The following is a 23,889-nucleotide window of genomic DNA, read 5'->3' as shown; positions in this document are numbered from 1 at the left end:
GTCAGTGGGCCACGCCGAATTCGGTGCCGAACAATTCGGCGGCCCCGTCGGTGACCACATGGTCGCCATGCGCCAGTCCGCGCGTCACAAGAGCGAAGCCGCCGTCGCTCGAGGCGATCTCGACCCGTCGGCGGACATAGCTATGGGGCGCGGTCCGCAGATAGACCCATTCGCCGCCATAGATGTCGCGCAGGATCGCTGCCGTCGGAATGGAGAGTCCCTGTACCGGGCCCGCTGCCATCGGCAGCGAGACCGCAACGCGCTGGCCGACGCGCCAGGCGTGGTCCCGATTGTCGAGCGCGTAATAGAGATCGACGGTCGCACCCAATGCGTTGGCCGAAGGCGGCGCATCGACGGGCACCGCCATGCGCGGCGAACCTTGGCCGCCAAGCGGTCGGACCTGCACCGCCGCACGGCGGCCGAGGCCGCTCAGGTCGGAGGCCGGCACGATCACCCGTACCCAGAGGCGCGGCTGGGCGTCGAGCGATGCGATGGCCGGCCCGAGCATCGCGCGTTGGCGCCGCGCGGTCACCTCGGCGGCGCGGGCGGTCGCAAGCGCGGCAGCGGCTTCGTCACGGCCACGGGCGCTGCCCGCCTCTTCCCGGACGAGTGCCTCGGCACGCGCGAGGGCGATCTGCGCAAGGCGGGTCTGTGCCGCGGCTCGCAGGACCTCGCCGTCCGCGGCGACCTGCTGCGCGCCGAGCTGGCCGAGATTGGTCCCGGACCCGGCCGGCACGCCACCGCCTGATGCGGGCGCGACGATTTCTCCCGCGGTCTCGCGTCTTGACTGGGCGCTTCCGGCGCCGACCTGCGCTGTCGCGATGCCGAGCCGGGCCTCCGCCTGCGGCGCCAGGGTCAGCTTGAGAAGCTCGGCCTCATGCGCGACCGGTTCGGAATGAACGGCCTTGGCCGGCGAAGCGCCCGGGGATTCGGCACCGCATGCGGCGAGCGCGGAAGCGGCGATGAACGGAAAGGGAAGGAAGGCGCGTTGCATGGCAGACCCGGACTGTTGACCGGGCGGGGTTAGCGAAGCGCCGTTGGGTGCAGGTCCCGCTGACTATACAATTCGTCCATCTCGGCGTGCGAGCCTGCCTGCTGCTATTTGGGCGAGGTAGCCTGGAAGTCCGGATGGGCCACTTCGTCCTCGAAGCAGAATGGTATCTTATCGAACGGCCCTGTCGAATTTTCCTGCCGCCTGCCTTGTCCGGTCAGCGGCACGAACATGGACCAGCCGAGCGAGCATCGCTCATATTTGGCGGGCCCCGTGCGCGTCACGATCAGGATCTGCTCGGTCGCCCAGCTAAGACCGACCGGCATCGCCAGCCTTCCGCCGACCCTAAGCTGGTCCAGGAGGGGCTGGGGCACGCGCGCGGCGCCGGCCGCGACGATGATCGCATCGAAGGGCGCCCGTTCCGGCCAACCCGCATAGCCGTCGCCCGCGCGAACCTCGACATTGGCGTAACCGAGCGCATGCAGCCGCGTACGCGCCGTATCGGCGAGCTGCGGTACGATTTCGATCGAGGCTACCCGATCGGCCATCTTTGCGAGCACGGCTGCCTGATAGCCCGACCCCGTCCCGACATCGAGGACGTTGGCGCCCCGTTTCGGATCGACGGCGGCGGTCATGAGCGCGACGATATAGGCGTCCGAGATCGTCTGCTCATAGCCGATCGGGAGCGGAGTCTCCCGATAGGCATCGGCCCTCAGATTTGCGGGCACAAAGGCTTCCCTCGGGACGGAGCCAATGGCGGTAAGTGCGCGCGCCAGCGCCGCGTTATCCGCGCTCGGCGCGGCGTTCCGGACCGCCGTCCGGATGCGTCCCACCATCGCGCTGCGCGCCGCCGCGAAATCCTGATCCTGGGCGAACGCCGCGGTCGCCAGCAACATGGTGGCGATGCAGGCAAGACCTGGCCTCCATCCTCGAACAAGGGTCATCGCGCCGCGCGCCGAGCCGGGAGGAAGGAGGTCGCCGCCGTGAGCCCACCGACCACGACATGCGTCACCAGGGTCAGCGCCGCGACGAGCATGGTTGCGGCAGCAAGCCCCGAGCTCGAGCCGAGCAAGGAGAGCACGAGCGGGGCGAGCAGCGCGTCGCGGGCCGGCACCAGGGGGAGGCGATGGACCATCATGCGCAGCGTGGCAACCGCAACGAGGATCATCGCCGGCAGGCCTGGCAGCAGCAGTTTCCAGAGCAGGGCCGTCAGCACCAGACTGAGGAGGATCCGCAGGCCGTGGAGCCCGAAGGTAATTAGGAGATCGCGGCGCGACAGCGTCAGGAGTGCCGCTGCACGCCGCAGGACGAGGATCACGAGCGAGGACAGGATGATGACCGCGACCGAGGCGGCGAAGCTGTTGAGGAGCGTGCCGCCGGCGACCCGATAGAGCAGTGGGGCGTTGAGCACCATCATCACCAGCGTCGCGAGATTGCCGGCCAGCGCCGAGAGCACCGCGACATCGCGCAGCGTCCCGAACACCGAGCCCTGGAGGTGCTGGTGCCGTCGTGCCCAAAGGTAGAATTGCGCGTCGCCCGAATAGCCAAAGACGATCTCGTTCGCGACCTGCTTGCGAAACAGTGCCGGCAAGGCGTCCGCACGCAGCTGCCACAGCCGGCGCAGGATCAGCCATTCCATCATGGGCCCAACGGCATAGACCAGGGCAAAGCATAGCCAGAACCAGGGGTTCGCCGGTGCTGCCTTGAAGTGCGAAGGGTCGATCCCCCCCAACTGAGCGAAGACCGCGAGCAGGATCGCGGCGGAAAGGCCAAGGCCTGCCAAGGTCATCAGCCACTCCCGAGCGGAGGCGGAGACGGGTGGCAGGGGCGGCGTCTGAATAGCGAGCGTGTTCATCGGGCGGGCGGCACCGGCCATGCGAGCCCACCGGCTTGGTCGGCGGTGGCGTCGACCAGCGCGGAGGGCCGCGCCGCTTCGGCAAAGGTATCGAGATAGATCTGGCCGGAATGCTCAAGCGTGAAGCGGTGCACATGCGCCAGGCGGGCCGCATCGGGCGTCGGTGCCGCATCGGCCCGGGAAATCGCGGTGGCGAGCGCGTCTTCGTTGCGCGGCACGATCTTTCCGTAGCGCCCGTCTCCAAGAAGGCTGCGTACCCCGGAGCCGCTGTCGGTGGAGATGATCGAAAGTCCGGCCGCAAGCGCCTCGACCAGCACCGCCGGCACCCCTTCGTAGCGGGAGGACAGCAACAAGGTGTCGAAGCCGTCGAGATGCGAGGCGGCATCGGCAACATGGCCGAGAAAGGCGACCCGATCCGAGATACCGAGCGCGGCGGCAAGGGCCTCGAGCGTTTCGCGCTCCGGGCCCTCGCCATAGATGGTCAGCGTCTGGTCAGGGTGTGCGCCGCGCGCGAAAGCGCGCAGCATCAATGCATAGTCCTTCTGGGAGGTAAGGCGTCCGATCGCGACGAAGCGCCTGGCACCACCCGCCTGCCGCGGCGCCGGGTAGCAAATCCGAGCCGCCTCGATCGCGGGGTCGTGGATCACGCGGAACCTGGGACGCATGCCGGGCGGGAGGTCCGCGGCGATCGCCTCGTCCATGACGACCCAGGTCCAGCCGAAGCGCGCCTGCACGCCGAGCCAGAAGCGCCAGAAGAAGCGCGCGACCGGCGGCAGATCGTTGCGTGGGAGGTCGTTGCTGATCTTCACCACGATCGCTGGGCAGCGCCTGCCGAAGCGCAGCGCCATGGCGGCGGCGACGATGGTATAGGTGCTGCCGGAGACGAAGAGTATATCGGGCCGGGTGCGGCGGATCTCGGCGGGCAGCCGGCCGATCATCCAGAAGGTCTCCCACCAGGCGGTGCCGATCAGAGGCTGGGGAGCGACGGTATAGGCCAGGTCGTCCGCCAGTTCCGTGCGAAGCGGCCCGTCCTCGCGCCCGACAAAGAGCGGTGCATCGACGCCCAGTCCGCGCCAATACCGGACGAGCCGCAGCGCGACGCGCTCGACGCCGCCCAGCTCGAAGCTGTGCAGGAAGGTCAGGACGCGCATGCCAGGTCTCCGACCATGTCGCGATAGTGGCTGGGGACGTGCGTCCGGGCGATCTTGCCGACGGTCCGGCGAATGCTCGAAAGGGTTGCGGGCACCGTGACGTCGCCGGGATGGACGCCGATACGCACGATCTTCGGCAAGGGGATGACGCGCGCAACACTCGCGACCGCAAGAGAGGAGAGCATGCGGGCGCGGGTGCGGGTCGCCCAGGTGAGGACCGGCGTGTTGACCAGCACTCGCCCGCCCGCCGGATCCCAGACACGCATATGATCCTCGGCGAGTGGGATGCCGAGCGTCTTCATCGCGCTGTGCGTCCCGGCGCCGTAGAGCCAGGCGGGCGCGATGAAGCCGGCAATCGGCTGTCCGGTGATGTCCTCGAGGAGCCTCCGGCCGGCCCGGATTCGGAGTTCAGCCTCGTCCGCATCCAGGCCGAGAAACTCGCCCTCGCCGGCGGTCATCTGGCTGGCCTTGACCCGGTCCTGCCAGGAGGCGTGCTCGGTCTCGTCCCGGTGGCTATAGCCATGGAGGAACATCTCGATCCCGCCCTCGCTCCAGCGGCGAAGGCGCGCCGCAAAGGGGGAACTGGGACGAATTTCCGCCTCCCGCCAGAAATCCGGCACGACGAGCATGGCAAGGCGCGTGACGCCCGCCAGGGCAAGCTCCTCGAGGAGCCGGTCGACCGCGGCCTCGTGGCGTGGCGACACGTCATGGATCGAGGCGAGGAGGCGGCGGGGCGTCTGTCGGGATCTGGTCACGCTGCCAGGATGCCGCCGACAGCCGGCACCGCAGTCCGGCGACCGGATTTTTCTTCAGAAGGCGCGCAGGATGGAGAGGCTGAGGGTACGGGGGCGAAGCGGCGTGTACTGCCGCTCGCTGCGTAGCGAGAAAGGGTTGCCATAGGCGAAGCTGTCCGCCCGCGTATCGAGCAGATTGTCGAGATCGAGCGCCACGACGAACGGTCCCGCCGTCACCGTCGCCCCGATCCGGGCCAGCCCATAGCCGCCCATGCGGCGATCCAGCCCGTCGTCGAAGCTGAGCCGCGACGGACCCACATAGTTGAACGCGGCATAGGGGGTGACTGCATGCCCGAGCAGCCGCACGGGGCGTTCGACCGCGAGATTGCCGGCAAGGTCGGGAACGACGGGCAGGCGGCGATCCTCGGGCAGGTCTACGCCGTCCGCGGCATTCACAAGCCTGGGGCGTTGCGCTGTGAAGCCGGCGCGCAGCCGCCATCCGCCGCCGGGGCGCCAGGTAACGCTGCCTTCCAGCCCGAGGATGGCGGCATCTCCGGCATTGCGGGTGGCAATCAGGCCATTGTCCTCGAGATAGTCGGACTGGACGCTTCGCCACGCCGTCTGGAAGCCTGCGAGCGCGATATCGAGCCGGCCCCGGGCGAACGCGGCGCGGCCGCCGAGTTCGATACTGCGGACCGAGTCTCCGTCATAGCGGCCCGTCCGGCTGTTGCTGGGGTCGATGCCGCCGGGCCGGAAGGCGGTGCCCACACGGACATAGAGCAGCCGGTCGTCGGTGAAGCGATAGGAGAGCGAGGCACTGGGGGTGAGGCCGATGGCTGCATGGCTGACGGTCTGCGCATCGAGTTCCTCCTGGCGCTCGTCCTCGGTCGTCGCCCGGAACAGCCGGGCGCCGATGGCCAGCTTCAGGCGGGGCGTGAGCGGATAAACGCCATCGGCAAACAGCGCGGTCTCGGTCACACGGCGGTGCAGATTGAAAAAGTCGGGAACGATCCCAGTCGCCGTGTCGATCACCCCGCTCGCGCGCGTGGCTGCGGAGACATAGGAGACGCCAGCCGTCCAGGTAAAGGCGCTGCCCGGCGCAGAGCCGAGCCGTATTTCCTGGTCGAAGACCCGGTAGGCGCGGCCGTCATGATAGCGTAGCGCCCCCGGTACGCCGAGCTGGGACGCCGCATCGCTCGCGTCGAAACTGTCGTGCTGGTCCTGCCAGGCATGGCTGGTTACAGCGGTGAGGCGGAGGGCACCGATCGGGCCTGAGACGATCGCCTGGCCGAGGCCGAAGGTGCCGCGGCGCGGCTCGCGCTGGGTGATGCCGCGGGTCAGGTCCTCATAGTCGCGGTCGACATATTGGCTGTCGGCCGTCCGCGTCGATTGATAGGCGCCGATCAGGTCGACGGTCCAGCCGGTCGCGGGGGCAACGCGCAGCGCCGCGCGCCCGCCGGCGATGCGCGTGCGGTTGATGTTCGCGGGGCCGGCCGCATCGTCGATCCAGCCGGCGTCGCTGCGCGCGTAGCCGACGAGGCGCAGCGCGGCCAGGTCGCCGACCAGCGGCAGGTTGAGCATGGCTTCGGCGTTCGCACCGAGCCCGCCGGAGCCGACCGCCTGGGCGCCGATGCCGGCCCATCCGGAGGTCGAGCCGATTACCGGCCGGTTGGTGACGATCCGGTAGACGCCGCCCAACGCGCCGGTGCCGTAGAGTGGGCCCTGGGGCCCCTTCAGGACTTCGACCTGTGCGATATCGGCCAGATAGAGGCCGGGCTCCGCCGCGTCATAGGTTACGCGGCCTTCGTCCACCCGCACGCTGACCGTGGACTGGCTGAAGCCGTTGAACGGGCTGTCGGCCAGGCCGCGGATGAAGGGCCGTTCGCGGCCGGGGCCGCCGCCGGTGATGCTCAGGCCTTCGAGGACGCGCGCGACATCGCTCGCGCTTGCGGCGCGGTCGCCTCGTGCGGGGTCGCGCGGGCTGTAGACGGCGACGGAGCCGGCGATCGAGGACAGTACCTCGGGCAGCTTGCGAGCTGTGACGACAATCTCCTCACCCGGCCGCATGGCAGGCTCGGGTTCGGCGCGGGTTGCTGCGTGCGGCACCGCGCGTGGTCGTGCCACGATCCGGAAGGCGCGCGGGCCGATGCGCACGGCGCGGACGGAGGTGCCCTGCAATATCCGGTCGAGCGCTTCGCGGGCCGGCATCCGCCCGCGTGCCGCATGGGTGCGCCCGCTCGGCAGGCGCGCCTCATAGACGAGCGAGATGCCCGTCTGCGCCGCGAGTGCCTCGAGGGTGTCGGCCAGGTTGCCGGCGGGCAGGGAGATCGCGAAGCTCTCGTCCCGCGCCTGGGCTGGCGCCGGCAGCAGGGCGCTAGCCGCCAGTACGATCGACCAACCGGATCGTCCGACCATCGCTTTCCGCATGCAGCCCCGTCAATTGGGTGAGAGTGGAAACCATTGCCGCGCGGTCACCCGGTGCGAGCACGCCGGAGAAGGGGCGCTGCGCTGCCGATCCGGCGACCGCGACCGGCTGCCCCGTGTAGCGGGCGATATCGGCAGCGACCAGTGCAAGTGGGGCCTGGTCATAGACGAAGCGCCCGCTCCGCCAGGCGGCGATGCTCGCGATGCGAACCGGCCGGAGCACGACCTTGCCGCCTTGGGCCAGCGCTTCCTGCCCTGCGTCGACCTCCGTTTCCACGGTCTGCCCGGGAAGCTGGAGTGCGATGCGGCCTTCCTCGACGGAGACGCTGAGCACGCCATCGGCCGAATTGACCGCGAACCGAGTGCCCACGTCACGGATCCGGGCGCCGCCCACATCGACGATGACGCTGCGCTTCGGATCGTGGTGGATGCTGAAGAATGCGCTGCCTGTCAGCTGCATGCGCCCGTCCGTCCCGGCTGCCGCGAGCCGCGAGCCGGCGCCGAGCGTCGCCGTCACGCCTTCCGCCAGCCGGACGGTGCGCGAGGTGCCGGCGGCGCTGGCGAACTCGCGGACCGCCGGCTTGTCGGGCTCCGATTGCCGGAAGCCGATGCCGACCGTCAGCGCCAGGGCGGCAGCGACGGCGACTCCGGACCCGATCGCCCAGCGCGGCAGTCGGCGCGGGGGGGAGATGGGGGCGAGGGCAGGCGTGGCGGGCTGCAAGGTTTCGCGGGCCGCGTCGATCTGCAGGTCGAGCAGGGCGATCTCGTCATAGGCGAGGCGGTGGCGCGGGTCCGCTTCCAGCCAGGCGGTGAAGCCTTCCCAGTCCATGTCGTCATGCTGCTGCGCGCCATGCCAGCGCGCGGCAGCTTCGTGGATATCCTCGCTCATCGCCCAATTCCCGGCATCGGCGGGTGCCGGTGCCATCCCTGTTGTTGCATGAGATGCCGCGGCACCGCCATCACCTCAGTTGTCCCCACCCGAGTTGCCCAGCGTACGGCGCAGATGTGCCATCGCGACGGCGATATGCTTCTCCACTCCGCTCCTGCTGATGCCGAGGCGCGCCGCGACGTCGGAATGCGGCAGGCCTTCCAGCTTGTGCAACCGGAAGGCGCGTCCCGCACCTTCGGGCAGCTGGGCAATCGCCGCGCGGAGCGCGTCGAGATCCTCGCGCGCGATCAGCCTGTCCAATGCCTGGGGCTGCGGATCGACGCGATCCCCGGCGACCGTATCGGCCTGGGTATCGCTCCAGTCCTTGTCGCGCGCTTCGCGCCGCCGCGCGCCGCGCAGCCGCTCGAGCACCAGGTTCTGGGCGGCCCGGTAGAGATAGGCGCGGCCATTGGCGACGGGGCCGGGGGCCGCATCGCGCACGCGCAGCCAGAGCTCCTGGAGAAGATCCTCGGCCTCCGCCGGATTGCCCGTGCGCGCGACGAGGAAGCGCAGCAATTCGCCGCGCAGTTCCTGGTAAAGCTGGGCCAGTCCGGAAGCAGGTGTGGAGATCGCTCGGCTCCTTCGGAGGCGCCGTCTGCCCCATGTCCCGGTATCCGGCAAGCCGGCGTTTCTACGGCTCCAAACAAAAATCTTGCCCTCGGACTGCGGTCGCGCGCGGTGGCGGCGTCCTTGCTGCAGCGATGCAGAACCGAACCGAAATCATCCCTGTCCTGCGGCAGCCAACCTCGGGTCGCACCGATGCCAGGACCTGCGCCGGATGAGGATCGTCGATGTCAGCGCCTTCTACGCCCCGAAGGGCGGCGGGGTGCGTGCCTATGTCGATCGGAAGCTGGCGGCCGCGGCCGCGCTGGGCCATGAGATCATCGTGCTCGCGCCGGGCAAGACCGATGCCGTGGTCCCGCGTGGCCCCGGTGCGATATTGGAGACGCTGGCCTCGCCGCCGTTTCCGCTCGACCAGCGCTATCGCTATTTCGACGACGAGCGTGCGCTGCACCGCGCGCTAACCCGCTGGAACCCCGACTTCGTCGAGGCGTCCTCGCCCTGGAGCAGTGCGTCGATGGTGGCGCGCTGGGACGGTCCGGCGCCGCGCGCCCTCGTCATGCATTCCGACCCGCTCTCCGCCTATCCCTATCGCTGGTTCGGCCCGATCGCGAGCATCGAGGCGATCGATCGCGGGTTCGACTTTTTCTGGCGCCATTTGCGCAGGCTGGGTCAGGCCTATGACCTGGTCGTCGGTGCAAGCGCCGGGCTGACGGCGCGGCTGCGCGATGGCGGGATGCCCGGCGTGATCACCGTGCCGATGGGGGTAGAGCCTGGCATCTTCTCAGCCCAACACCGTGACCCTGCCTATCGCGCGGCCCTGCTCGCCGAATGCGGTCTTGGCCCGTCCGCCACGCTGCTGCTGGGTATCGGTCGCCACGCGCCCGAGAAGCGCTGGGGTATGGTTATCGACGCGGCGCTGTCCGCGGGTACGCGCAGTCCGATCGGGCTGCTGCTGATCGGGGAGGGGCGCCTGCGCGGCCGGCTGCGCGCCCGCGCCGGCGGCTCACCTCACATCCGGATACCGGGCGCTTTGGGCGACCGGGCGTCGCTCGCGCGCCTGATGGCGAGCGGCGATGCCCTGGTCCATGGCTGTGAGGCCGAGACCTTCTGCATGGTCGCCGCCGAGGCGCGGGCGAGTGGTCTGCCGGTGATCGTGCCCGACCGAGGCGGTGCGGCCGATCATGCCGACCGTGCGCCCAGCAGGTGCTACCGCGCCGGCGACGCCCAGGCGCTGCGTGATGCGGTCCTGGGCTTTGCCGAAGACCGTGCCGCGCTTGTACCGGGCGTGCTGGACGAGGCGCCGCGGACCATGGATCAGCACTTCCTGGAGCTGTTCGGTGCCTATGCCGGCCTGCGGCCCGCAGCGATCCGCGCCGCCTGAGCGATGCTGCGCATCCTTGATCGCTATGTCGCGCACGCGATCGCGCGGAACTATCTGCTGATCATCCTGGTCATCATCACGGTCCTCTCGCTCGAGAATTCCATTCGCCTGGCGAATGCGGTGACCGGGACGGATGCCCCGGGGCTGCTGCTTGGACGGCTGATGGCGACGCTGGTTCCCGAATATCTCGGCATCGCCATCCCGATCGCGACCTTCCTGTCGGTCGCGCTGGCGATCCGCACCCTGAGTCAGCGCAGCGAATGGCAGATGCTGGAGGCGCTGGGGCTGCCGCCGCACCGCTACATGGTGGTGCCGATGGCGCTCGCACTCCTGTCCGCGCTGGTCCAGCTCGGCGTGCGGCTCGAGATTCAGCCGGCGGGGGAAAGCGCGCTCGACCGGATCTCGCTCGAGATTGCCCGCGGCTTTCACGGCGTGCATTTCCTGCCCGGCGAGGCGATCCAGCTGGGCGGCGATATCACATTGGTGGCGGAGCGCGCGGAGGATGCGGGCCCGGGTGTGCTCGAGAATGTCTTGCTCCAGCGTGCGAGCGACATATTCACCGCGGCCCAGGCAGTCGTCGCGATCGCCCCGAACGGGGATTTCGAGCTCACTTTAGCCGATGGCCATTGGCTCCGGCGCAATCCCGAGGGCCGCGAGCAGAAAATCCTGTTCGATCGCTATCATGTCCGGGTTCCGGGGATGGCTGGTCTGCCGCCGAAAGGCGCGGTCGAGCGCATGGACCGGCTCGGGTCCGCCGCGCTGCTCGCCGCAATGGGCGGGGAGACGGGGAGGGAACGGCCCGTCTCCGCCGCCATGGCCGGTCGGATCGAGAGCGCCTTTTTCTGCCTGTTGCTGCCGATATTCGCGATGGCGCTGGCCGCGCCGCCCAAGAGGCGCGCGGGCGCCGCCGGCCTGTTTCTGGGGCTTCTGCTGATCGTCCTGCATATCAAGAGCGCTGCTGCGGTCGAGGCAGCAGCGGAATTTCCGATCCTGGGCGCAACGCTCCACGCATTGCTCTGGATCGGCGTCGCCGCGCTCCTTGCGCTAGGTAGCGTCAACCACGGTGCAGGCTATGTCGACGCCTGGCTTGCCGCCCGCATGGCGCGTCTGTCGGCCCTTTTCCGAAATTAGTCCGCGCCGTGGCGCTTCCCACTGCGGACGCGCCTTTCTGCGGCGTCACAGCGACATGACACAGCAAGGAGACCGGTCGATGCGGGATTTGCGGGAAGCGGCGGAGAATCAGACATGAGCGTCCCGACTGCGATCGGAGCACTGCTTCTTGCCAGCGGCACGCCCATCCAGGCCGCCCCGCCGCAGGACGTGCCGTCTAAGGAGGTGCCGGCGATCCCGGCCTCCCCTACATCCTCGGGCACTCCGGCATCGCAGGACGAGGCGGCTAATGAGATCGTCGTCAGCGGGAGCTATCGGCATACTCCCGGCGATCCCCTGGAACAGATCAATGCGCTCTCCTTTGCCCTTACCCAGAAGGTCGATGATGCCATCACCGCGCCCGCGTCGCGTGCCTACAAGTATATCGTCCCGAAGCCGGTCCGCAGCGGGTTCCGCAATTTTCTCAACAATCTGCGCGAGCCCGTGGTCTTCGCGAACTATCTGCTCCAGCTGAAGCCCGGCAAGGCCGCCGAGACCCTTGGGCGCTTTGCGCTCAACTCGACGATAGGGCTGGGTGGGGTGATCGATATCGCGAAACGATGCCCGTTCAACCTGCCATGGCGGCCCAATGGTTTCTCGGACACGCTCGGCGTCTATGGGGTCGGCAACGGCCCTTTCATTTTCGTGCCCTTGATCGGGCCAACCACCGTGCGGGATCTGGTAGGCGGCGCGATCGACCGGCTGGCCTCGCCATTCGCGCTGGGTGGGCCTTTTCGCTCCAAACCCTATCTGATCGGCACCAATGTCTATCGCGTGCTCGATCGGCGGGCAGAGCAGGAGGACGAGCTCGCCAGGGTGAAAGCGAGCGAAGATCCCTATGCCGCGCGGCGAGATCTGTTCTTCGAGAAGCGGCGAAAACGCCTCGAACGGCTCAAGGGGCGGGAGGCTTCGGACCCGGGTGGGCAGCCTGGTGAGGCGCGAGCCGGGAATGTCGCGCCAGCATCGGTCAGAAAGAAGTGCCAGCGCTAGGGAACTTAGGCACTATCCTTGGTTGACATCGGATGGAGCGCGTCCCGGGCGATGCCGCACTGGCGGCGCACGAACGATGACGCGCGTTCTTGGCCTGCCATAAGGGTTCACTGCTTGAACCGCCGGCAGAGCGGTCAATTGAATCCCATTTGCTCGACAAAGGCCTGGCCGATCTGCCGCCGGCGTTCGGGGTCGCCGTACACCAATGCGGCGCCTTCGAAAAAGGCTCCCGACGCGGTAGCGGGAATGATCTCGCAATTGTCGCTGACGGTGTGGAGATACAGGACCGGCGGCAGACCCTGGCGCTGCGCGCGGCGCGCAAAGTCGATGCGCCAAGCCGTGGCGTAGGTCTTGCCCGAGGCTGGCGACTTCCAATGTGGCGATCTCGCACGATCATCGGCATCGAGGATATTGACGTCGAAATCCCAATCGTCGCCCGCGATCGCGGTGCGGGGCGTGAGCGCCAGGCCTCCATTGCCATGCGGTGCAGTGCCATGGACCGAAAAATAGAGGTTTCCGAAGCCCTGTTTGGGTGGCCGCCCCACTTGTGTGCCAGTGATCCATTGCGGGTTCGATGGCTGCCAGAACAGGGCAAGCGCCAGCGACAGCCCGTCATCGAGCGTTATCGCGATCCAATCCCCGAGATAGAGTTCGTGTGACGAAGGCGCTTGGCCCCGTAAAGCCGCCGATACGCCCCCGGCCGGCGCGGCGTCGCTTGCGGTTTTCGCGATCATCTGCCGATCGAGCCACAGGGTACCCCCGGTGATCCTGTGGACGCGATCGTCGAGCGTGATGCCGCCCCGCGCGATGTCGAGCACCGGCTGCGCGCATTCATAGGAACTCAGGCCGATATCGTCATTCTGGAACATCGACGGGCCGACATAACCCGATAGCCCCTCCATCACCGTGCCGCGGCGATCGGTGAGCGTGAGATCGACCGAATAGTTCGCCGGTCGGGTGACGGCTTTGTCCGCCCCGGCTACATAACCGCGGCCGTGCGCCGCGAGCGCATAGCGTGATCCCGGCGTCCCCACAGGGGCACCTTGCGAGGCACCCTGCAGATAGTCGAATTTCCAGCCTTTGCTCGGGCCGATCAAAGGCAGGTTCCAGCGCACGTCGCGCGAAAGATCGCCGGAACGGCCGAGGACCTCGATCAGCGGCCGGAAATGCGCACTATAGGCCGTGTCGCTGACCGCCGGAATCACCGCGGAAGCCAGGGTTGGTCGTCCGGTCGCTGCGCCGAAGCCGATACCCTCGCCGCTCAGATAGTGGTCATCGCCCGCATCGTCGCGCCAGCCGATGCCGGTCAGCCCCATGCAGAGCTGGATACTGCCCATGGCGAAGCGGCCAATCTCGAGTTGGAGGCCGAAGCGCCGGCCGGCATCATCCTCGGCAATGCCGACATAATACCACCATTCCTGGGCGAATGCCTTCTGCATCCCGAACAGGCCGGGCAGCGAGACGCGGGGCACGTTCCAGCTCGGACCCGGATAGAGCGGGGGAAAGGCGGCGCCGCCGCCACACGGCGCGGGGCCGGTTGCGACATAATCACCCGCGTGCCCGCGAATGCCCGACCCCTCCAGGATCGCGTCGGGAACCGAGGCACGGCCGAGCGGAAGCTTGTGATTGTCCTCGAAGGTTAAACCGGTGGGGTAGGAGATGCCGCCCTGCGAATAGGGGCAGACATCGAAAAAGCCCTGGGGCGAATAGGTGTCCACAGCCTTGCCGGTTGCGATCTTGCTGATCACTAGCTCGGCTGCATCGATCAGCGCTTCCTCGATCGGGATCAGGCCGGCCGCCCAGTAATTGCCCGAATAATGGATATCGCCATAGGTACGGCAACCGCCAATATCGCCGCCGTAGGGGATGCCGTTGAGCTTGCTCGGGCCGGCGATATAGGGAAGCGGATCGTCGGGCCTCGGCGGCGGGCCGAGATCGACCTGGCCGATCTGGTTGTCGAACAGCGCGTTGCCGATGACTTTGACATAGCGGCTGCCGCCATCGGTGTAGACGACATTGCCGCCGCCTTCGGGCCGCTTGTCACAGGCGACATTGCCCTCGATCCGCAGCGCATCCTCGAACGAATTGCCCTGCCAGCCACAGCAATAAATCGCGCCGCCGTCCCACAGCCTCTCGAGGAAATGCGAGATATGGTTGTTGGCGACGACATTGCCGCAATTGACCGTGCGCGGCGCGGGCAGGCCCCACATGCCCGAGACGGCGTTGGAGATACCGGGGAAGCTGCCGGGATCGAGCAGCCCCCAACCCCAGCCGAGCGCAATGCCAGCCCAGGGCGTCTCCCTTATGCTGTTGTGCGCGATCCTGCTGTTGGTGGTGAAGCCGAGATAGATCGCCGCGGCGTCGGCATAGTCGCGGCCCGTACGGCGGATGGAGTTGTCGGTTATGACATTCTCGCGCGTGTGATCCGCCGGGCTCGGCTCGAAGTCGCGGCGGTCGATGCCGCCGACCTGGATCGCCGCCGATGCGATATCGTCGAAGCTGCAGCGGGTGATGCTGTTGCGCTGGCTGCCGGTGCCAAAGTCTACCGCTACGGCACCCAGGTGCTCGAACCGGCAGCGATCGAACCGGATGCCATGGGCATGGGTGAAGCGCAGATTGCCTGGTGTGCGGACGACATGCGGGTCGTGCCCGGTAAGGTTGGGCAGGTGTCCGTTGCCGCGCAGGTGGAAGCCGCTCTGGTCGGCGACATAGCCATCATCGCCACTCGGCTCGAGCCAGGTCGCGTTGGCAAAGCCGATGCCTTCGAACGAAAGCCCGGTCACCGGCCGCTCGGCGGTGCCGCAGGCATCCACCAGCACCTCCAGCGCGGGCAGGATCGCTTCCGCAACGGCCATGTCCTCTCCGGGAAGCGGTATGTAGAAGATCCGGTCCTGTTCGGTATCCAGCACCCACTCGCCGGGCTCGTCGAGAAACGCATAGCCATTCTCGAACCGGGTAACCTGCCAGAAGCTCCAGATTCCCGGCACGCCGGTGGGATTGGCAGTTGTCGGGGTGAAGAACAGATTGGCGTTGGTCCAGCCGGGCTGGGCAATATGGAGCCTGCCGGGAGTGCTGCCGTCGGGTGGTGTGAGTGATCGTAGGGGGATCCGCATCGACTTCCACTGCGTGTCGATCACCGCTTCGATCTGGCCGATGTCGTGCCATTGCGCGGGATCACGCCAGCCCGCGGGGTTGAGATTGGTTGGAAGGAAATCGATTCCGCCGCCGATGACATAGGGCGTGCCGGCGGGCGGCGTCTCGGCGGGCAGGATCGGATTGGGCCGGAAGCCGGCGGGAATGCCGCCATCGGCCATGGTCGTGCGGGCTCGGATGGCGCGGCGTCCGTTCACATAGAATTGGCGCGAATGCAGGCCCTGAGCGCTGGCCGTGTAGATGCCCCTTTCGCTGTCATGGAGGGTCCAGCCCTCGATGCGGCGGCCGCCCGATATCACCGGTACGGCATCTCCTCCGGCGACGAAGCGGACTGCCAGGCCGTCGGGGCCAAATAGCTCTGGGCCGAACAGGAGGGGCGTGTCGATCTGGTGCGTGCCATCCATCAGCACGACGGTGACCCTGCTTTCCGGCGGCGCCAGCGCGGCGAAGCGGAGGATCTCGGCATGCGCGGCGGCAAGCGTGCGTAACGGTGCGTAACGGCTCCCCGGCGCGGCATCGTCGCCGTCCAGCGAGACCCAGAGGGTGGCGGCAAGCGGGATGGATGTCGTCGCAGTCATCGGGCGAATTCCAGCGCGGAGATGAGGAGTCCTGGGCGGATAGAGGAACTACCCAAATACCCTCGGCAATCGATTTCGATACCGAAACGGAGCTTTCCGCCGGATATTCATGAGGTAGTCGTAACATTCCCCCCGGTCCGAAATACCCGACTCGTCAGGCGTTTTCGCTGCTTCCGATCGGCGCGTGTCCGAGAGCGCTTGCGCACGAACGTAGAGAAGGCACTGAGAGGGCCGCCCTGCTAGAGGCGGCCCCCAACGCTTGCATCTATTCCGTAGGACTAGCGCTTTGGTTCGGTGGGAAGCGGACGGCGCGGGAAAGGCTTGTCGGCGTTTGCGGCATTCCAGAGGAAGCTGGCCAGGATGACCGAGGCCTGTCGCATGTCTTCCGCATCGAGATGATCGAACGTGTCCATCGAGGTATGGTGCTGCCGGCCATAGTCGTTCCAGTCCTGGATGAACTGGAAACCGGGAATGCCGAGCAGCTGCATATATTCATTGTCGGGCCCGGTATTGTCCGAGGCGGCGACCGTGTTGGCGCCCATCGCTTCGAACGGCGCGAGCCACGCGCGGAAGATCGGCACCGCGGCGAGATTACGATAGGCGTAAACGCCGCGGATCTTGCCCGAGCCATTGTCGAGATTGAAATAGACCGACATCTCGTCCCAGCCCGGCCGCTTCTCGATTGGCCAGCTCGACGCATGCAGCCAGAAGGCACCATTGGCCCCGACCTTGGGCTCGGCGGGCGGCACACGCCGCGCGAAATGCTGTTCGACATAGGCCGAGCTGCCGATCATCCCCTGTTCCTCGGCACCCCATAGCGCGAAGCGGATCGTCCGGCGCGGACGCGGCATCCGGGAGAGGATGCGCGCGGCTTCCATCACCATCGCGACTCCGGCGCCATTGTCCGCCGCGCCGTCGGCCGCCGCAGGGCTGTCGAGATGTGCGCCGGCCATCACATAGGCGGCCTTGGGGTCGCTGCCGGGAATGTCGGCGAGGATGTTGTAGGCTTGGGGATCGCTGTAGTCGTAATGGACTACGGTCTCGATCGAGAGCGAAGGTGCTCGCCCGGCATCCGCGAGCCGCACGAGCCGGCGATAATCCTCCACCGCGATCTCGACGCCGGGGAGCGGGGACTCATCTCCCGCCGCGAAGCGATAGCCGTCGCCCATCACCAGCTTGCCGTCGCGCTTGGTGATCCGGGCATAGGCGAGCGCGCCCTCGACCTTCAGGAATTCCTCCATCTGGCGCGGGAAGAAGTAGGATTTTTCCAGCCGGGCGGCGGCATCTGACGAGAATTTCGGCGGTTCGTAGACGGCGAGCCTGGCGAATTCGTCCGCCGAAATGCGCGATGCAGCCGGCGGCGTCTGAATGTCGTCGGTCCCCGAGATCAGGACGATCTTGCCGGCCAGCTTGCCGCGCCACTGCGCGAAATCGGCTTTGCTCGCCATCGGCGCGAAGACGATCGGCGCGGTGATCACGCCATTGGTCGAGGGCGTCCAGCTGATCGGAATGGCAGTGAGCGCGAGCGGCCGCGGCGCGGTCATGCGAACGCTGACGCGCTCCGCCCACCAGCCGCGCCCGAAGAGAAATCCCTCCTTGTGGACATTGGAGAGATGCCAGGCGCGGAACTGTTCCTGGGTCCAGGCCTCGGCTTTGCGGGCACCCGGCGAATTGGTGAGGCGGCTACCGATCTCGTCGCTTAGATAACGGGCGATATTCATCACTTCGCTGCGCCGCTGGCCTTCGTCGACAATGCGATCGGTCATCTCGAGATCGACTGCCTGGCTGCGTGCAGCGGCGGGGGCGAGCGTCAGCGCCAGGCTGGCGAGAAGGGTGGGGCGGAGCGAGCGGTTCTTCATCCCGCTCACCACGCCTTGCGCAGCGAGACGCTGACGAAGCGGCCGAGCGGCGAATAGTTGGTCGAGTCATAGTTGATCGTGGTGTCGTCGAACGGCTCGAGATAGGGCGGCCGCGCATTGGTCAGGTTGTTGACGTACAGCCCGATCTCGAAACCCTTGAGCAGGCCCTGGGCGGCCGGCGCCTTCCACATCAGCGACAGGTCGAACGTCGTCATGTCACCGCGCTGCACGGGCGGAGCGACGTTCAGGTCGGTGATCGGGCCGGTATAGTTGCCGAACAGCGCTGCGGTGAGCGGCCCGAAATGGCCGGTGGCGCCGCCGCGCGCGCGGAAGCGCGGCGGGTTGAAGTTGGTGCCGGCAAGCTGGGTGAGCGGCGCGCCGGCGGTATTGCGCTGGTTGCTGCGCAGCCAGCTCGCCTGGCCGGAGAGCGTCAGGTCGTCCGCGCCGATCGGGATCCGGTAGCTGCCGTTCAGATCGACGCCGCGGATGCGTTGGCGCGCTGCGTTGACCAGCTGGTTGCGAACGATCGCCACCACTTTGGCCGGATTATAGGGCGTGCCGGTATAGTTGCCGAGGCCGTTGTAATCGCGGGCGATCACCGCGGCCTGCTGCGCCTGAGTCGGCGCATAGTCGATGAATTCCTGCAGTGCCGGATTGTCGAGTACTTTCAGCGTGGCGTTGCTGACCGGCTGGACGACCCGGTCGGTATAATCGATGTCGAAATAGGTCGCGGAGAGCTTCAATCCGGGCAGGGCGCGGGGATGCAGGTCGAGCGTGGACGACAGGGTGCGGGCGCGCTCGGGCTTCAGGTCGCGATTGCCGCCCGAGGTGAACAGGATGGTCGAGCCGCTGGGGTAATTGCCGCCATAATAGGAGGAGGGCTGTAGCACGACGCTGAACAGCTGAAACTCGTTGCGCAGCGTCGGTGCCTTGAACGAGCGCCCCCAGGAGAGCTTGAGATCGAAATCGGGCACCGGCGCATAGACCAGGCCGAGCTTCGGCGTGGTGACGCCGCCGAACCGGTCATATTCCTCATGGCGAAGCGCTGCGGTGAAGCTCAGCCGATTGATCAGCGGTACGGCATTCGCCGGCGAAACCAGGGGCACCGAGAGCTCGCCATAGCCATAATAGTTGCCGCGCCCGTCGCCGGTCGGCACTGCGTTGGTCGCCGCATAGACGCGCAGATGGTTGAAGCGATAGCCGCCACCCACCGCCAGGCGGACGTCGCCGCCGGGCAGGGTGAACAGCCGCCCTTCAGCCTCCAGCTCGCCGCCATAGGCGTAATTGTCGTAGATGCTGCTGCCGCCGTCATTCTCGCCGCTGACCTTGTCGATATAATCGTCGAAGCGCGTCGTCTTGTTGGCTCCATAGGAAGCGCTCAGTGAGGCCGACCAGTCGCTCGGCAGGCGCAAGGTCAGCCGGGGCGAGATCGAGTAGTTCTCGTTGCTGAAGCGCGTCGTCGCGGCGAAGTCCGCAGTGGAATATTCGGCGCCCTCGCTGTGCCGCCAGCTGTAGAGCCCGTCGATGTCGAAGGTCAGGCTGTCGGTGATGTCCTGGTGCGCGGTGACCAGCCCGCTGAAATGCTTGTGCGCATCGAGCAGCGTGTTCGGGCCGACGACATAGCGCGTATAGTCGCGCTGGTCCGATCGCACCGCGTCCTGATGGTCATATTGCAGCGCGACCAGCACGCCGCCGCTCCCCCAGCGGCCGCCGCCGACCACGCCATATTCCTGCTCGAACCCGCCGCCATCGGTCGAGCTGCCCAGCCGGGCCGAGGCCGTAGCGCCCGAGAAATCGCGCTTGAGAATGATGTTGGCGACGCCGCCGACCGCGTCCGAGCCGTAGAGGGCCGATGCGCCGTCGGGCATGACCTGCAGCTCCGCCACGGCATCGAGCGGAATGGCCGACAGATCGACGCCCTGCGCGGTGCCGTCATAGGGAAGCCGGCGGCCGTTCAGCAGCGTCAGGCTGGCGTCGGGCCCCAAGCCGCGCAGGTTGAGCGCCGAGGATCCGGAGGCATTGGTGTTGCTGCTCGTGCCGGCCTGGAAGCGCGCGCCGGGATTCTGCCCGCCATTATAGTTGCTGGGGAGGCTGCGGATCACGTCGCCCAGGTCGCGCTGGCCGGCCTCGCGCATCTGGCGCTGCTCGATCCGCACAAGCGGCGAGGCGACCTGCGCGCCGGCGATATGGGTTCCCGTGACGACGATTTCCCCGGAGGGCGCGGCCTCTTCGGGATCGGACGTTGCCTGCTGCGCGCTGGACGACGCGGCCACCACCACGAACACGCCGCGCGGGCTTCGCGAGACGCTCAACCCCGCACCGCGGATCAGCGCGGCAACTGCGCCTTCCGCCGTATAGGCCCCGCTCAGGGCATTGCTTCGCTTCCCGCGCACCACGTCGCTGCGGAAGATGATCTGCTCGCGGGTTGCAGCCGCGAGAGCCTTGAGGGCCGACTCCATGTCCTGGGCGGGGATGTCGAGCCGATAGCTGGTCCGGGCCTGTGCCCAGACTGGGGCCACCGGCGCGGACAGCACGATCACGGCGGTTGCGGCGCCCAGCAGCGCAGTCACGTTCTTCATCGAAATTCCCCCTGTGCCGCTCCTCCGCATGATCGGGAGCCTTGCGAGGAAAAACGCACGAGCCCCCGGATCGCGAAATGGCTAGCGCCTGGCCGGGCCCAGAAGGATCGCGTCGCCGTCCTGACGCCGGCGCAGCCCGTAGAGCGTGGCGACACCATCCACGAACGCATCGGTGTCGCCCGCATTGAAAGTGCCACTGACCGGCAGAGCGGCGGTCGCGGGGCCGTCGGTCGATAGCTTGGTCGCGGAATAGCGATTGATCCGTTCGATGGCGACGCCCAGCGGTTCGTCCGAGAAAACCAGCTGCCCCTGTTCCCACGACGCGCTTCGCACGCCATCCACCCCTTCGAGCCGGGCAAGCGCCTTGGGCGATGCCGGGATGACCAGCGCGGTGTTCGGGACAAGCGCCCGTTCCGCCGGGGCGGACGCCTTTCCTTGCAGCATCACATGCCGGGGCGCCTGGTTCGCCGGCCCGTCCTCCAGCACCGCGACCGATCCTTCGTAGAGGACCACGCGCGTCTCCGCGCGCAACAACTCGACGCTGAACGCCGTGCCGGTGGCGACGACCATGCGGTCCCCGGCGCTGACGGTGAAGGGACGCCGCGGATCCTTGGCGACTTCGAACCGTGCACGCCCGGAAAGCAGGCGAAGCGCCCGGCGCTCGCCATCATAACGAACCTCGACCGCGCTCGCGGCATCGAGCGAGAGCCGTGAGCCGTCGGCTAGCGCGATGATGCGCCGCTCGCCGATCGCAGTCCGGTAGGTCTCGCCGCGGCCCTGGAGATGGATGGCCACCATGACGACCAGCAACAGGCAGGCGGCGATCGCCGCCACGGCGTAATAGGCGCGGCGGCGATGCGGCGACGGCGCATGCGGGCTGGCCTTGCTGAGCGCGGTCAATGCGTCGGCACGCGCGGAGACCAGCATGGGCAGGTCCGCCGCTTCCCCCGCCAGCCGCCATGCGCGAGCAAGCGCGGTCAGCGCCGCGCGGTTGTGCGGAGCCGCCTCGAGCCAAAGCTCCAGCTCGAGCTCCTCCTCCAGAGTCATCGGCCCGTCCTGCAGCCGCATCAGCCATGCTGCGGCCCGCTCGCGCGCATTCCTTGCCTCCTGTCCGCTCATCGCCGTTCCTCGATCGAGGCGCTCAGCACCACCAGCGCGCGCTGGACATGGATCTCGACCATGCGCACCGACAAGCCGAAGCTCTCGGCAATGCTGTGCTTGTCGATGGACTCGATGCGGTACAGCGTGAAGATCCTTCGGGTCTTGTCGGGCAATTCCGCGATCGCGCGGGCGACGCGGGCAAGGTCTTCCCTTCCTTCGGCGACGCGGTGCGGATCGAGGGGATCGATCCCGAGAAAATCGTCGAGCGCACGCGCCTCTCGATAGCCGGCGCGCACCTTGTCGCGGCGCCCCTTGTCGCGCAGCAGGTTGGCGGCGATCCGGAAGATATAGGCATCGGGCATCGGCGCGACGCCACGCGGCGCGCGCGCGATGCGGATGAAGACTTCCTGGGACAGGTCCTCCGCTTCAGCCGGCGTCGCGACCCGACGCGCGAAGAAAGCGATCAGGGCGCGGCGCAGTCGCCGGTCGTCATCCGTCAATTCCTGTCGCGCCCGTCGGGTCAATGGCTGCACGTCCTCCAAGATCAATAACGCGCGGCCGGCGCGAATGCGAAACGGGCGGAAGTGATTTTCGTTAAGCAATCATCGGTGAAGGCGGTTGCTACGCCCGATGAAACTGATCTGAGGGCAATTCCGCCATTGTCGCGTTCTGTTGCGGAAGCTAGCGCCGAGGGCCCCAATCGAGGGCACTGTCAACGGTCCGCGAGGCAGGTTCGATTGATTGGCGGAGGGAAATCAGCAACGTGAGTGCTGACGGTCAGGTAGATGTCGTGTTTCGTCGCCTGGCTAGAGCTTTGGCAAACGATCCCTCTGCATCGGTGCCTGAACCGGTAGCCTGACCAGCGAAGAAGGCGAATCGCGCGGCCAAATCCGGCGTAACCCGACGTTTTGTCCGCGTATAGACGAGAACTAGGCGTGTTGCATTTTGCAACCGAATTTCTCAAGCTAAGCGCTTGAAAACGCTGGTGACCCCTACGAGAATCGAACTCGTGTTTTCGCCGTGAGAGTACGGCCGGAAGGGGGTCTGGCAGTCCGTCCGGACACCTATGTATCCGTTGTAATTCAATCTGTTATGGACATTTCGATCCTACCGCGTCCACGCGAATTCTGCTACGGTTTTGCAGTAAATTTGCAGTAAGTCCGTGAGGCTTGGCATGGCGCGCATCGTACGCAACCAACGGCTCGACAGCAGAAGCGCACGAGCGCTGCTCCCCAGGCGCCACGCGCCCTATTGGCATCCGCTGACGCGGGGCAGGGCGCTCGGCTATCGCAAAGGCCCAAAGGGCGGCATCTGGATCGCCAAGTACCGCACCGCCGACGGCAAGCGCGAACAACTGCTGCTCGGCCCCGCCGACGATGCCTTCGATGGCGAGACCTCCGACGTGCTGAGCTTTGCCGCTGCGCAAGGGAAGGCGCGCGACTGGTTCGAGGCGCTGGATCGCGACGCCGGCAGGCGGCGTCCGCGCTACACTGTCGAGGACGCGCTCGACGACTATATCGGCAACTTCGCCGGCAAGTCGCTCGAGAAGACCCGCTACGTCATCGATCGGCTCGTGCGGCCCGAATTCAAAAACGTGCAGGTGAGCGATCTCACCACCGAACGGCTGCGCGAGTTCATGGCGAAGCTCGCTGCGCGGCGCTCGGTCTACCGCGCCAACAAGAAGGGCGTGCGCAAGGAGCGGACGGTTCGCGACGACGCCGCACGCGTCCAGCAGGCGAACGCCAATCGTGCGTTCACGCCGCTTCGCGCGGCGCTCAACCGGGCGTTCGCGCTGGGCAAGGTTGCGGACGACAGCGCCTGGCGCAGGGTTAAGCCCTACGCCAAGGTTAGTGCGCCCCGCATTCGATACTTCACCGGGCCCGAAATTTACCGGCTGGTCGAGCACGCGCCCGATTGGTTCCGGCCGCTGATACAGGCGGCGCTACTAACGGGCGCGCGCTGGTCGGAGATTCACCGCGTGCGCGTGCGCGATGTCGACCTGATGAGTGGGGTGCTGACATTCCCGGACACCAAGAGCGGGCGGCCCCGCTTCGTGCATCTGAGCGATGAGGGCATCCAGCTCTTCCGTGGACTGTGCATGGGCAAGAGGACCGACCAGCTCGTCTTCCTGAATCAGCATGACCGGGAGCTCGGTACGTCGCACCAGATCAGGCCGATGCGCGAGACCTGCGAGGCAGCCGGCGTCGAGCCGGCCGGGTTCCACATTCTTCGCCACACTTATGGGTCGCGGCTGGCGATGGCCGGGGTGCCAATGGCGGTAATCGCGGAGGCGCTAGGACATGCCGACGAGCGGATTACGCGCAAGCACTATGCGCATTTATGCCCCTCCTACGTTCGCGACGCGGTGCGGGCGGGGTTGGGAGACTATGGAATTGTGAAGAAGCCTGCGGGCCTACGCCTCGTCCAGTAAGCAGGATGCTGGCTAGATCTA

The 23,889-nt window shown here is 67.2% G+C and carries 17 protein-coding genes; 4 read left to right on the top strand and 13 right to left on the bottom strand.

Annotation, left to right across the window (positions count from 1 at the left end):
• Position 1 precedes the first annotated feature (1 nt).
• The 8 genes from AC1RJ5_RS03190 to AC1RJ5_RS03155 all read right to left on the bottom strand — a co-directional run bounded on the left by AC1RJ5_RS03190 (position 2) and on the right by AC1RJ5_RS03155 (position 8,704).
• Entirely contained in the window at positions 2 to 994 is a 993-nt protein-coding gene (locus AC1RJ5_RS03190; protein ID WP_493111687.1) for an efflux RND transporter periplasmic adaptor subunit, read from the bottom strand.
• A 104-nt stretch (positions 995 to 1,098) separates the two neighbouring features.
• Entirely contained in the window at positions 1,099 to 1,887 is a 789-nt protein-coding gene (locus AC1RJ5_RS03185) for a protein-L-isoaspartate(D-aspartate) O-methyltransferase (protein ID WP_269575132.1), read from the bottom strand.
• 44 nt (positions 1,888 to 1,931) lie between these two features.
• Positions 1,932 to 2,780 carry a hypothetical protein gene (locus AC1RJ5_RS03180; RefSeq protein ID WP_493111685.1) on the bottom strand — a complete coding sequence of 283 codons (849 nt, stop codon included), beginning with the start codon at positions 2,778 to 2,780 and terminating at the stop codon, positions 1,932 to 1,934.
• 62 nt (positions 2,781 to 2,842) lie between these two features.
• Positions 2,843 to 3,997: a glycosyltransferase gene (locus tag AC1RJ5_RS03175; RefSeq protein WP_493111683.1), complete on the bottom strand. Its 1,155-nt coding sequence runs from the start codon at positions 3,995 to 3,997 to the stop codon at positions 2,843 to 2,845.
• The gene (locus AC1RJ5_RS03170; protein WP_269575135.1) at positions 3,985 to 4,752 is read right to left on the bottom strand and encodes a polysaccharide deacetylase family protein; all 768 of its coding nucleotides are present in this window, start codon (positions 4,750 to 4,752) and stop codon (positions 3,985 to 3,987) included. The genes AC1RJ5_RS03175 and AC1RJ5_RS03170 overlap by 13 nt, the downstream gene beginning before the upstream one ends.
• 54 nt (positions 4,753 to 4,806) lie before the next feature.
• Entirely contained in the window at positions 4,807 to 7,146 is a 2,340-nt protein-coding gene (locus tag AC1RJ5_RS03165; RefSeq protein WP_493111681.1) for a TonB-dependent receptor, read from the bottom strand.
• Positions 7,106 to 8,080: a FecR family protein gene (locus tag AC1RJ5_RS03160; RefSeq protein ID WP_493111679.1), complete on the bottom strand. Its 975-nt coding sequence runs from the start codon at positions 8,078 to 8,080 to the stop codon at positions 7,106 to 7,108. Before AC1RJ5_RS03160 ends, AC1RJ5_RS03165 begins: the two co-directional genes overlap by 41 nt.
• Before the next feature lie 39 nt (positions 8,081 to 8,119).
• Positions 8,120 to 8,704: an RNA polymerase sigma factor gene (locus AC1RJ5_RS03155; protein WP_493111677.1), complete on the bottom strand. Its 585-nt coding sequence runs from the start codon at positions 8,702 to 8,704 to the stop codon at positions 8,120 to 8,122.
• A gap of 157 nt (positions 8,705 to 8,861) precedes the next feature.
• Between AC1RJ5_RS03155 and AC1RJ5_RS03150 the strand changes: the two genes are divergently transcribed.
• The 3 genes from AC1RJ5_RS03150 to AC1RJ5_RS03140 all read left to right on the top strand — a co-directional run bounded on the left by AC1RJ5_RS03150 (position 8,862) and on the right by AC1RJ5_RS03140 (position 12,167).
• Positions 8,862 to 10,028: a glycosyltransferase gene (locus tag AC1RJ5_RS03150; RefSeq protein WP_493111675.1), complete on the top strand. Its 1,167-nt coding sequence runs from the start codon at positions 8,862 to 8,864 to the stop codon at positions 10,026 to 10,028.
• A 3-nt stretch (positions 10,029 to 10,031) separates the two neighbouring features.
• Complete coding sequence (locus AC1RJ5_RS03145; protein ID WP_493111673.1) at positions 10,032 to 11,159, top strand: LptF/LptG family permease; 1,128 nt, start codon at positions 10,032 to 10,034, stop codon at positions 11,157 to 11,159.
• A 114-nt stretch (positions 11,160 to 11,273) separates the two neighbouring features.
• Positions 11,274 to 12,167 carry an MlaA family lipoprotein gene (locus tag AC1RJ5_RS03140; protein ID WP_493111671.1) on the top strand — a complete coding sequence of 298 codons (894 nt, stop codon included), beginning with the start codon at positions 11,274 to 11,276 and terminating at the stop codon, positions 12,165 to 12,167.
• A 134-nt stretch (positions 12,168 to 12,301) separates the two neighbouring features.
• On the opposite strand, the gene AC1RJ5_RS03135 is transcribed toward AC1RJ5_RS03140, so the two are convergent.
• The 5 genes from AC1RJ5_RS03135 to AC1RJ5_RS03115 all read right to left on the bottom strand — a co-directional run bounded on the left by AC1RJ5_RS03135 (position 12,302) and on the right by AC1RJ5_RS03115 (position 22,039).
• Positions 12,302 to 15,898 carry a hypothetical protein gene (locus tag AC1RJ5_RS03135; protein ID WP_493111669.1) on the bottom strand — a complete coding sequence of 1,199 codons (3,597 nt, stop codon included), beginning with the start codon at positions 15,896 to 15,898 and terminating at the stop codon, positions 12,302 to 12,304.
• Positions 15,899 to 16,176: 278 nt separating this feature from the next.
• Entirely contained in the window at positions 16,177 to 17,757 is a 1,581-nt protein-coding gene (locus tag AC1RJ5_RS03130) for a M20/M25/M40 family metallo-hydrolase (protein ID WP_493111667.1), read from the bottom strand.
• 5 nt (positions 17,758 to 17,762) lie between these two features.
• Positions 17,763 to 20,336 carry a TonB-dependent receptor domain-containing protein gene (locus tag AC1RJ5_RS03125; RefSeq protein WP_493111665.1) on the bottom strand — a complete coding sequence of 858 codons (2,574 nt, stop codon included), beginning with the start codon at positions 20,334 to 20,336 and terminating at the stop codon, positions 17,763 to 17,765.
• 81 nt (positions 20,337 to 20,417) lie between these two features.
• Positions 20,418 to 21,455 (bottom strand): FecR family protein, encoded by a 1,038-nt coding sequence (locus AC1RJ5_RS03120; RefSeq protein WP_269575145.1) that lies wholly within the window; start codon positions 21,453 to 21,455, stop codon positions 20,418 to 20,420.
• On the bottom strand, positions 21,452 to 22,039 hold the full coding sequence (locus AC1RJ5_RS03115; protein ID WP_269575146.1) for an RNA polymerase sigma factor: 588 nt from the start codon (positions 22,037 to 22,039) through the stop codon (positions 21,452 to 21,454). The genes AC1RJ5_RS03120 and AC1RJ5_RS03115 overlap by 4 nt, the downstream gene beginning before the upstream one ends.
• Positions 22,040 to 22,611: 572 nt before the next feature.
• On the opposite strand from AC1RJ5_RS03115, the gene AC1RJ5_RS03110 reads away from it, so the two are divergent.
• A complete protein-coding gene (locus tag AC1RJ5_RS03110) occupies positions 22,612 to 23,868 on the top strand; it encodes a tyrosine-type recombinase/integrase (RefSeq protein ID WP_493111662.1) in 1,257 nt (418 codons plus the stop codon).
• The last annotated feature ends 21 nt before the right edge of the window (positions 23,869 to 23,889 follow it).

The organism is Sphingomonas sp. GW822-FHT03G08, from assembly GCF_058801135.1.
The sequence above is the reverse complement of the archived record's forward strand: the minus strand, read 5'-3'. Positions and strand labels throughout refer to the sequence as shown.

Coding starts and splice junctions, on each gene's coding strand:
- AC1RJ5_RS03190 (WP_493111687.1), bottom strand. CDS start 994: ATGCAACGCGCCTTCCTTCCCTTTCCGTTCATCGCCGCTTCCGCGCTC.
- AC1RJ5_RS03185 (WP_269575132.1), bottom strand. CDS start 1,887: ATGTTGCTGGCGACCGCGGCGTTCGCCCAGGATCAGGATTTCGCGGCG.
- AC1RJ5_RS03180 (WP_493111685.1), bottom strand. CDS start 2,780: ATGACCTTGGCAGGCCTTGGCCTTTCCGCCGCGATCCTGCTCGCGGTC.
- AC1RJ5_RS03175 (WP_493111683.1), bottom strand. CDS start 3,997: ATGCGCGTCCTGACCTTCCTGCACAGCTTCGAGCTGGGCGGCGTCGAG.
- AC1RJ5_RS03165 (WP_493111681.1), bottom strand. CDS start 7,146: ATGGTCGGACGATCCGGTTGGTCGATCGTACTGGCGGCTAGCGCCCTG.
- AC1RJ5_RS03160 (WP_493111679.1), bottom strand. CDS start 8,080: ATGGCACCGGCACCCGCCGATGCCGGGAATTGGGCGATGAGCGAGGAT.
- AC1RJ5_RS03150 (WP_493111675.1), top strand. CDS start 8,862: ATGAGGATCGTCGATGTCAGCGCCTTCTACGCCCCGAAGGGCGGCGGG.
- AC1RJ5_RS03145 (WP_493111673.1), top strand. CDS start 10,032: ATGCTGCGCATCCTTGATCGCTATGTCGCGCACGCGATCGCGCGGAAC.
- AC1RJ5_RS03140 (WP_493111671.1), top strand. CDS start 11,274: ATGAGCGTCCCGACTGCGATCGGAGCACTGCTTCTTGCCAGCGGCACG.
- AC1RJ5_RS03135 (WP_493111669.1), bottom strand. CDS start 15,898: ATGACTGCGACGACATCCATCCCGCTTGCCGCCACCCTCTGGGTCTCG.
- AC1RJ5_RS03130 (WP_493111667.1), bottom strand. CDS start 17,757: ATGAAGAACCGCTCGCTCCGCCCCACCCTTCTCGCCAGCCTGGCGCTG.
- AC1RJ5_RS03125 (WP_493111665.1), bottom strand. CDS start 20,336: ATGAAGAACGTGACTGCGCTGCTGGGCGCCGCAACCGCCGTGATCGTG.
- AC1RJ5_RS03120 (WP_269575145.1), bottom strand. CDS start 21,455: ATGAGCGGACAGGAGGCAAGGAATGCGCGCGAGCGGGCCGCAGCATGG.
- AC1RJ5_RS03110 (WP_493111662.1), top strand. CDS start 22,612: ATGGCGCGCATCGTACGCAACCAACGGCTCGACAGCAGAAGCGCACGA.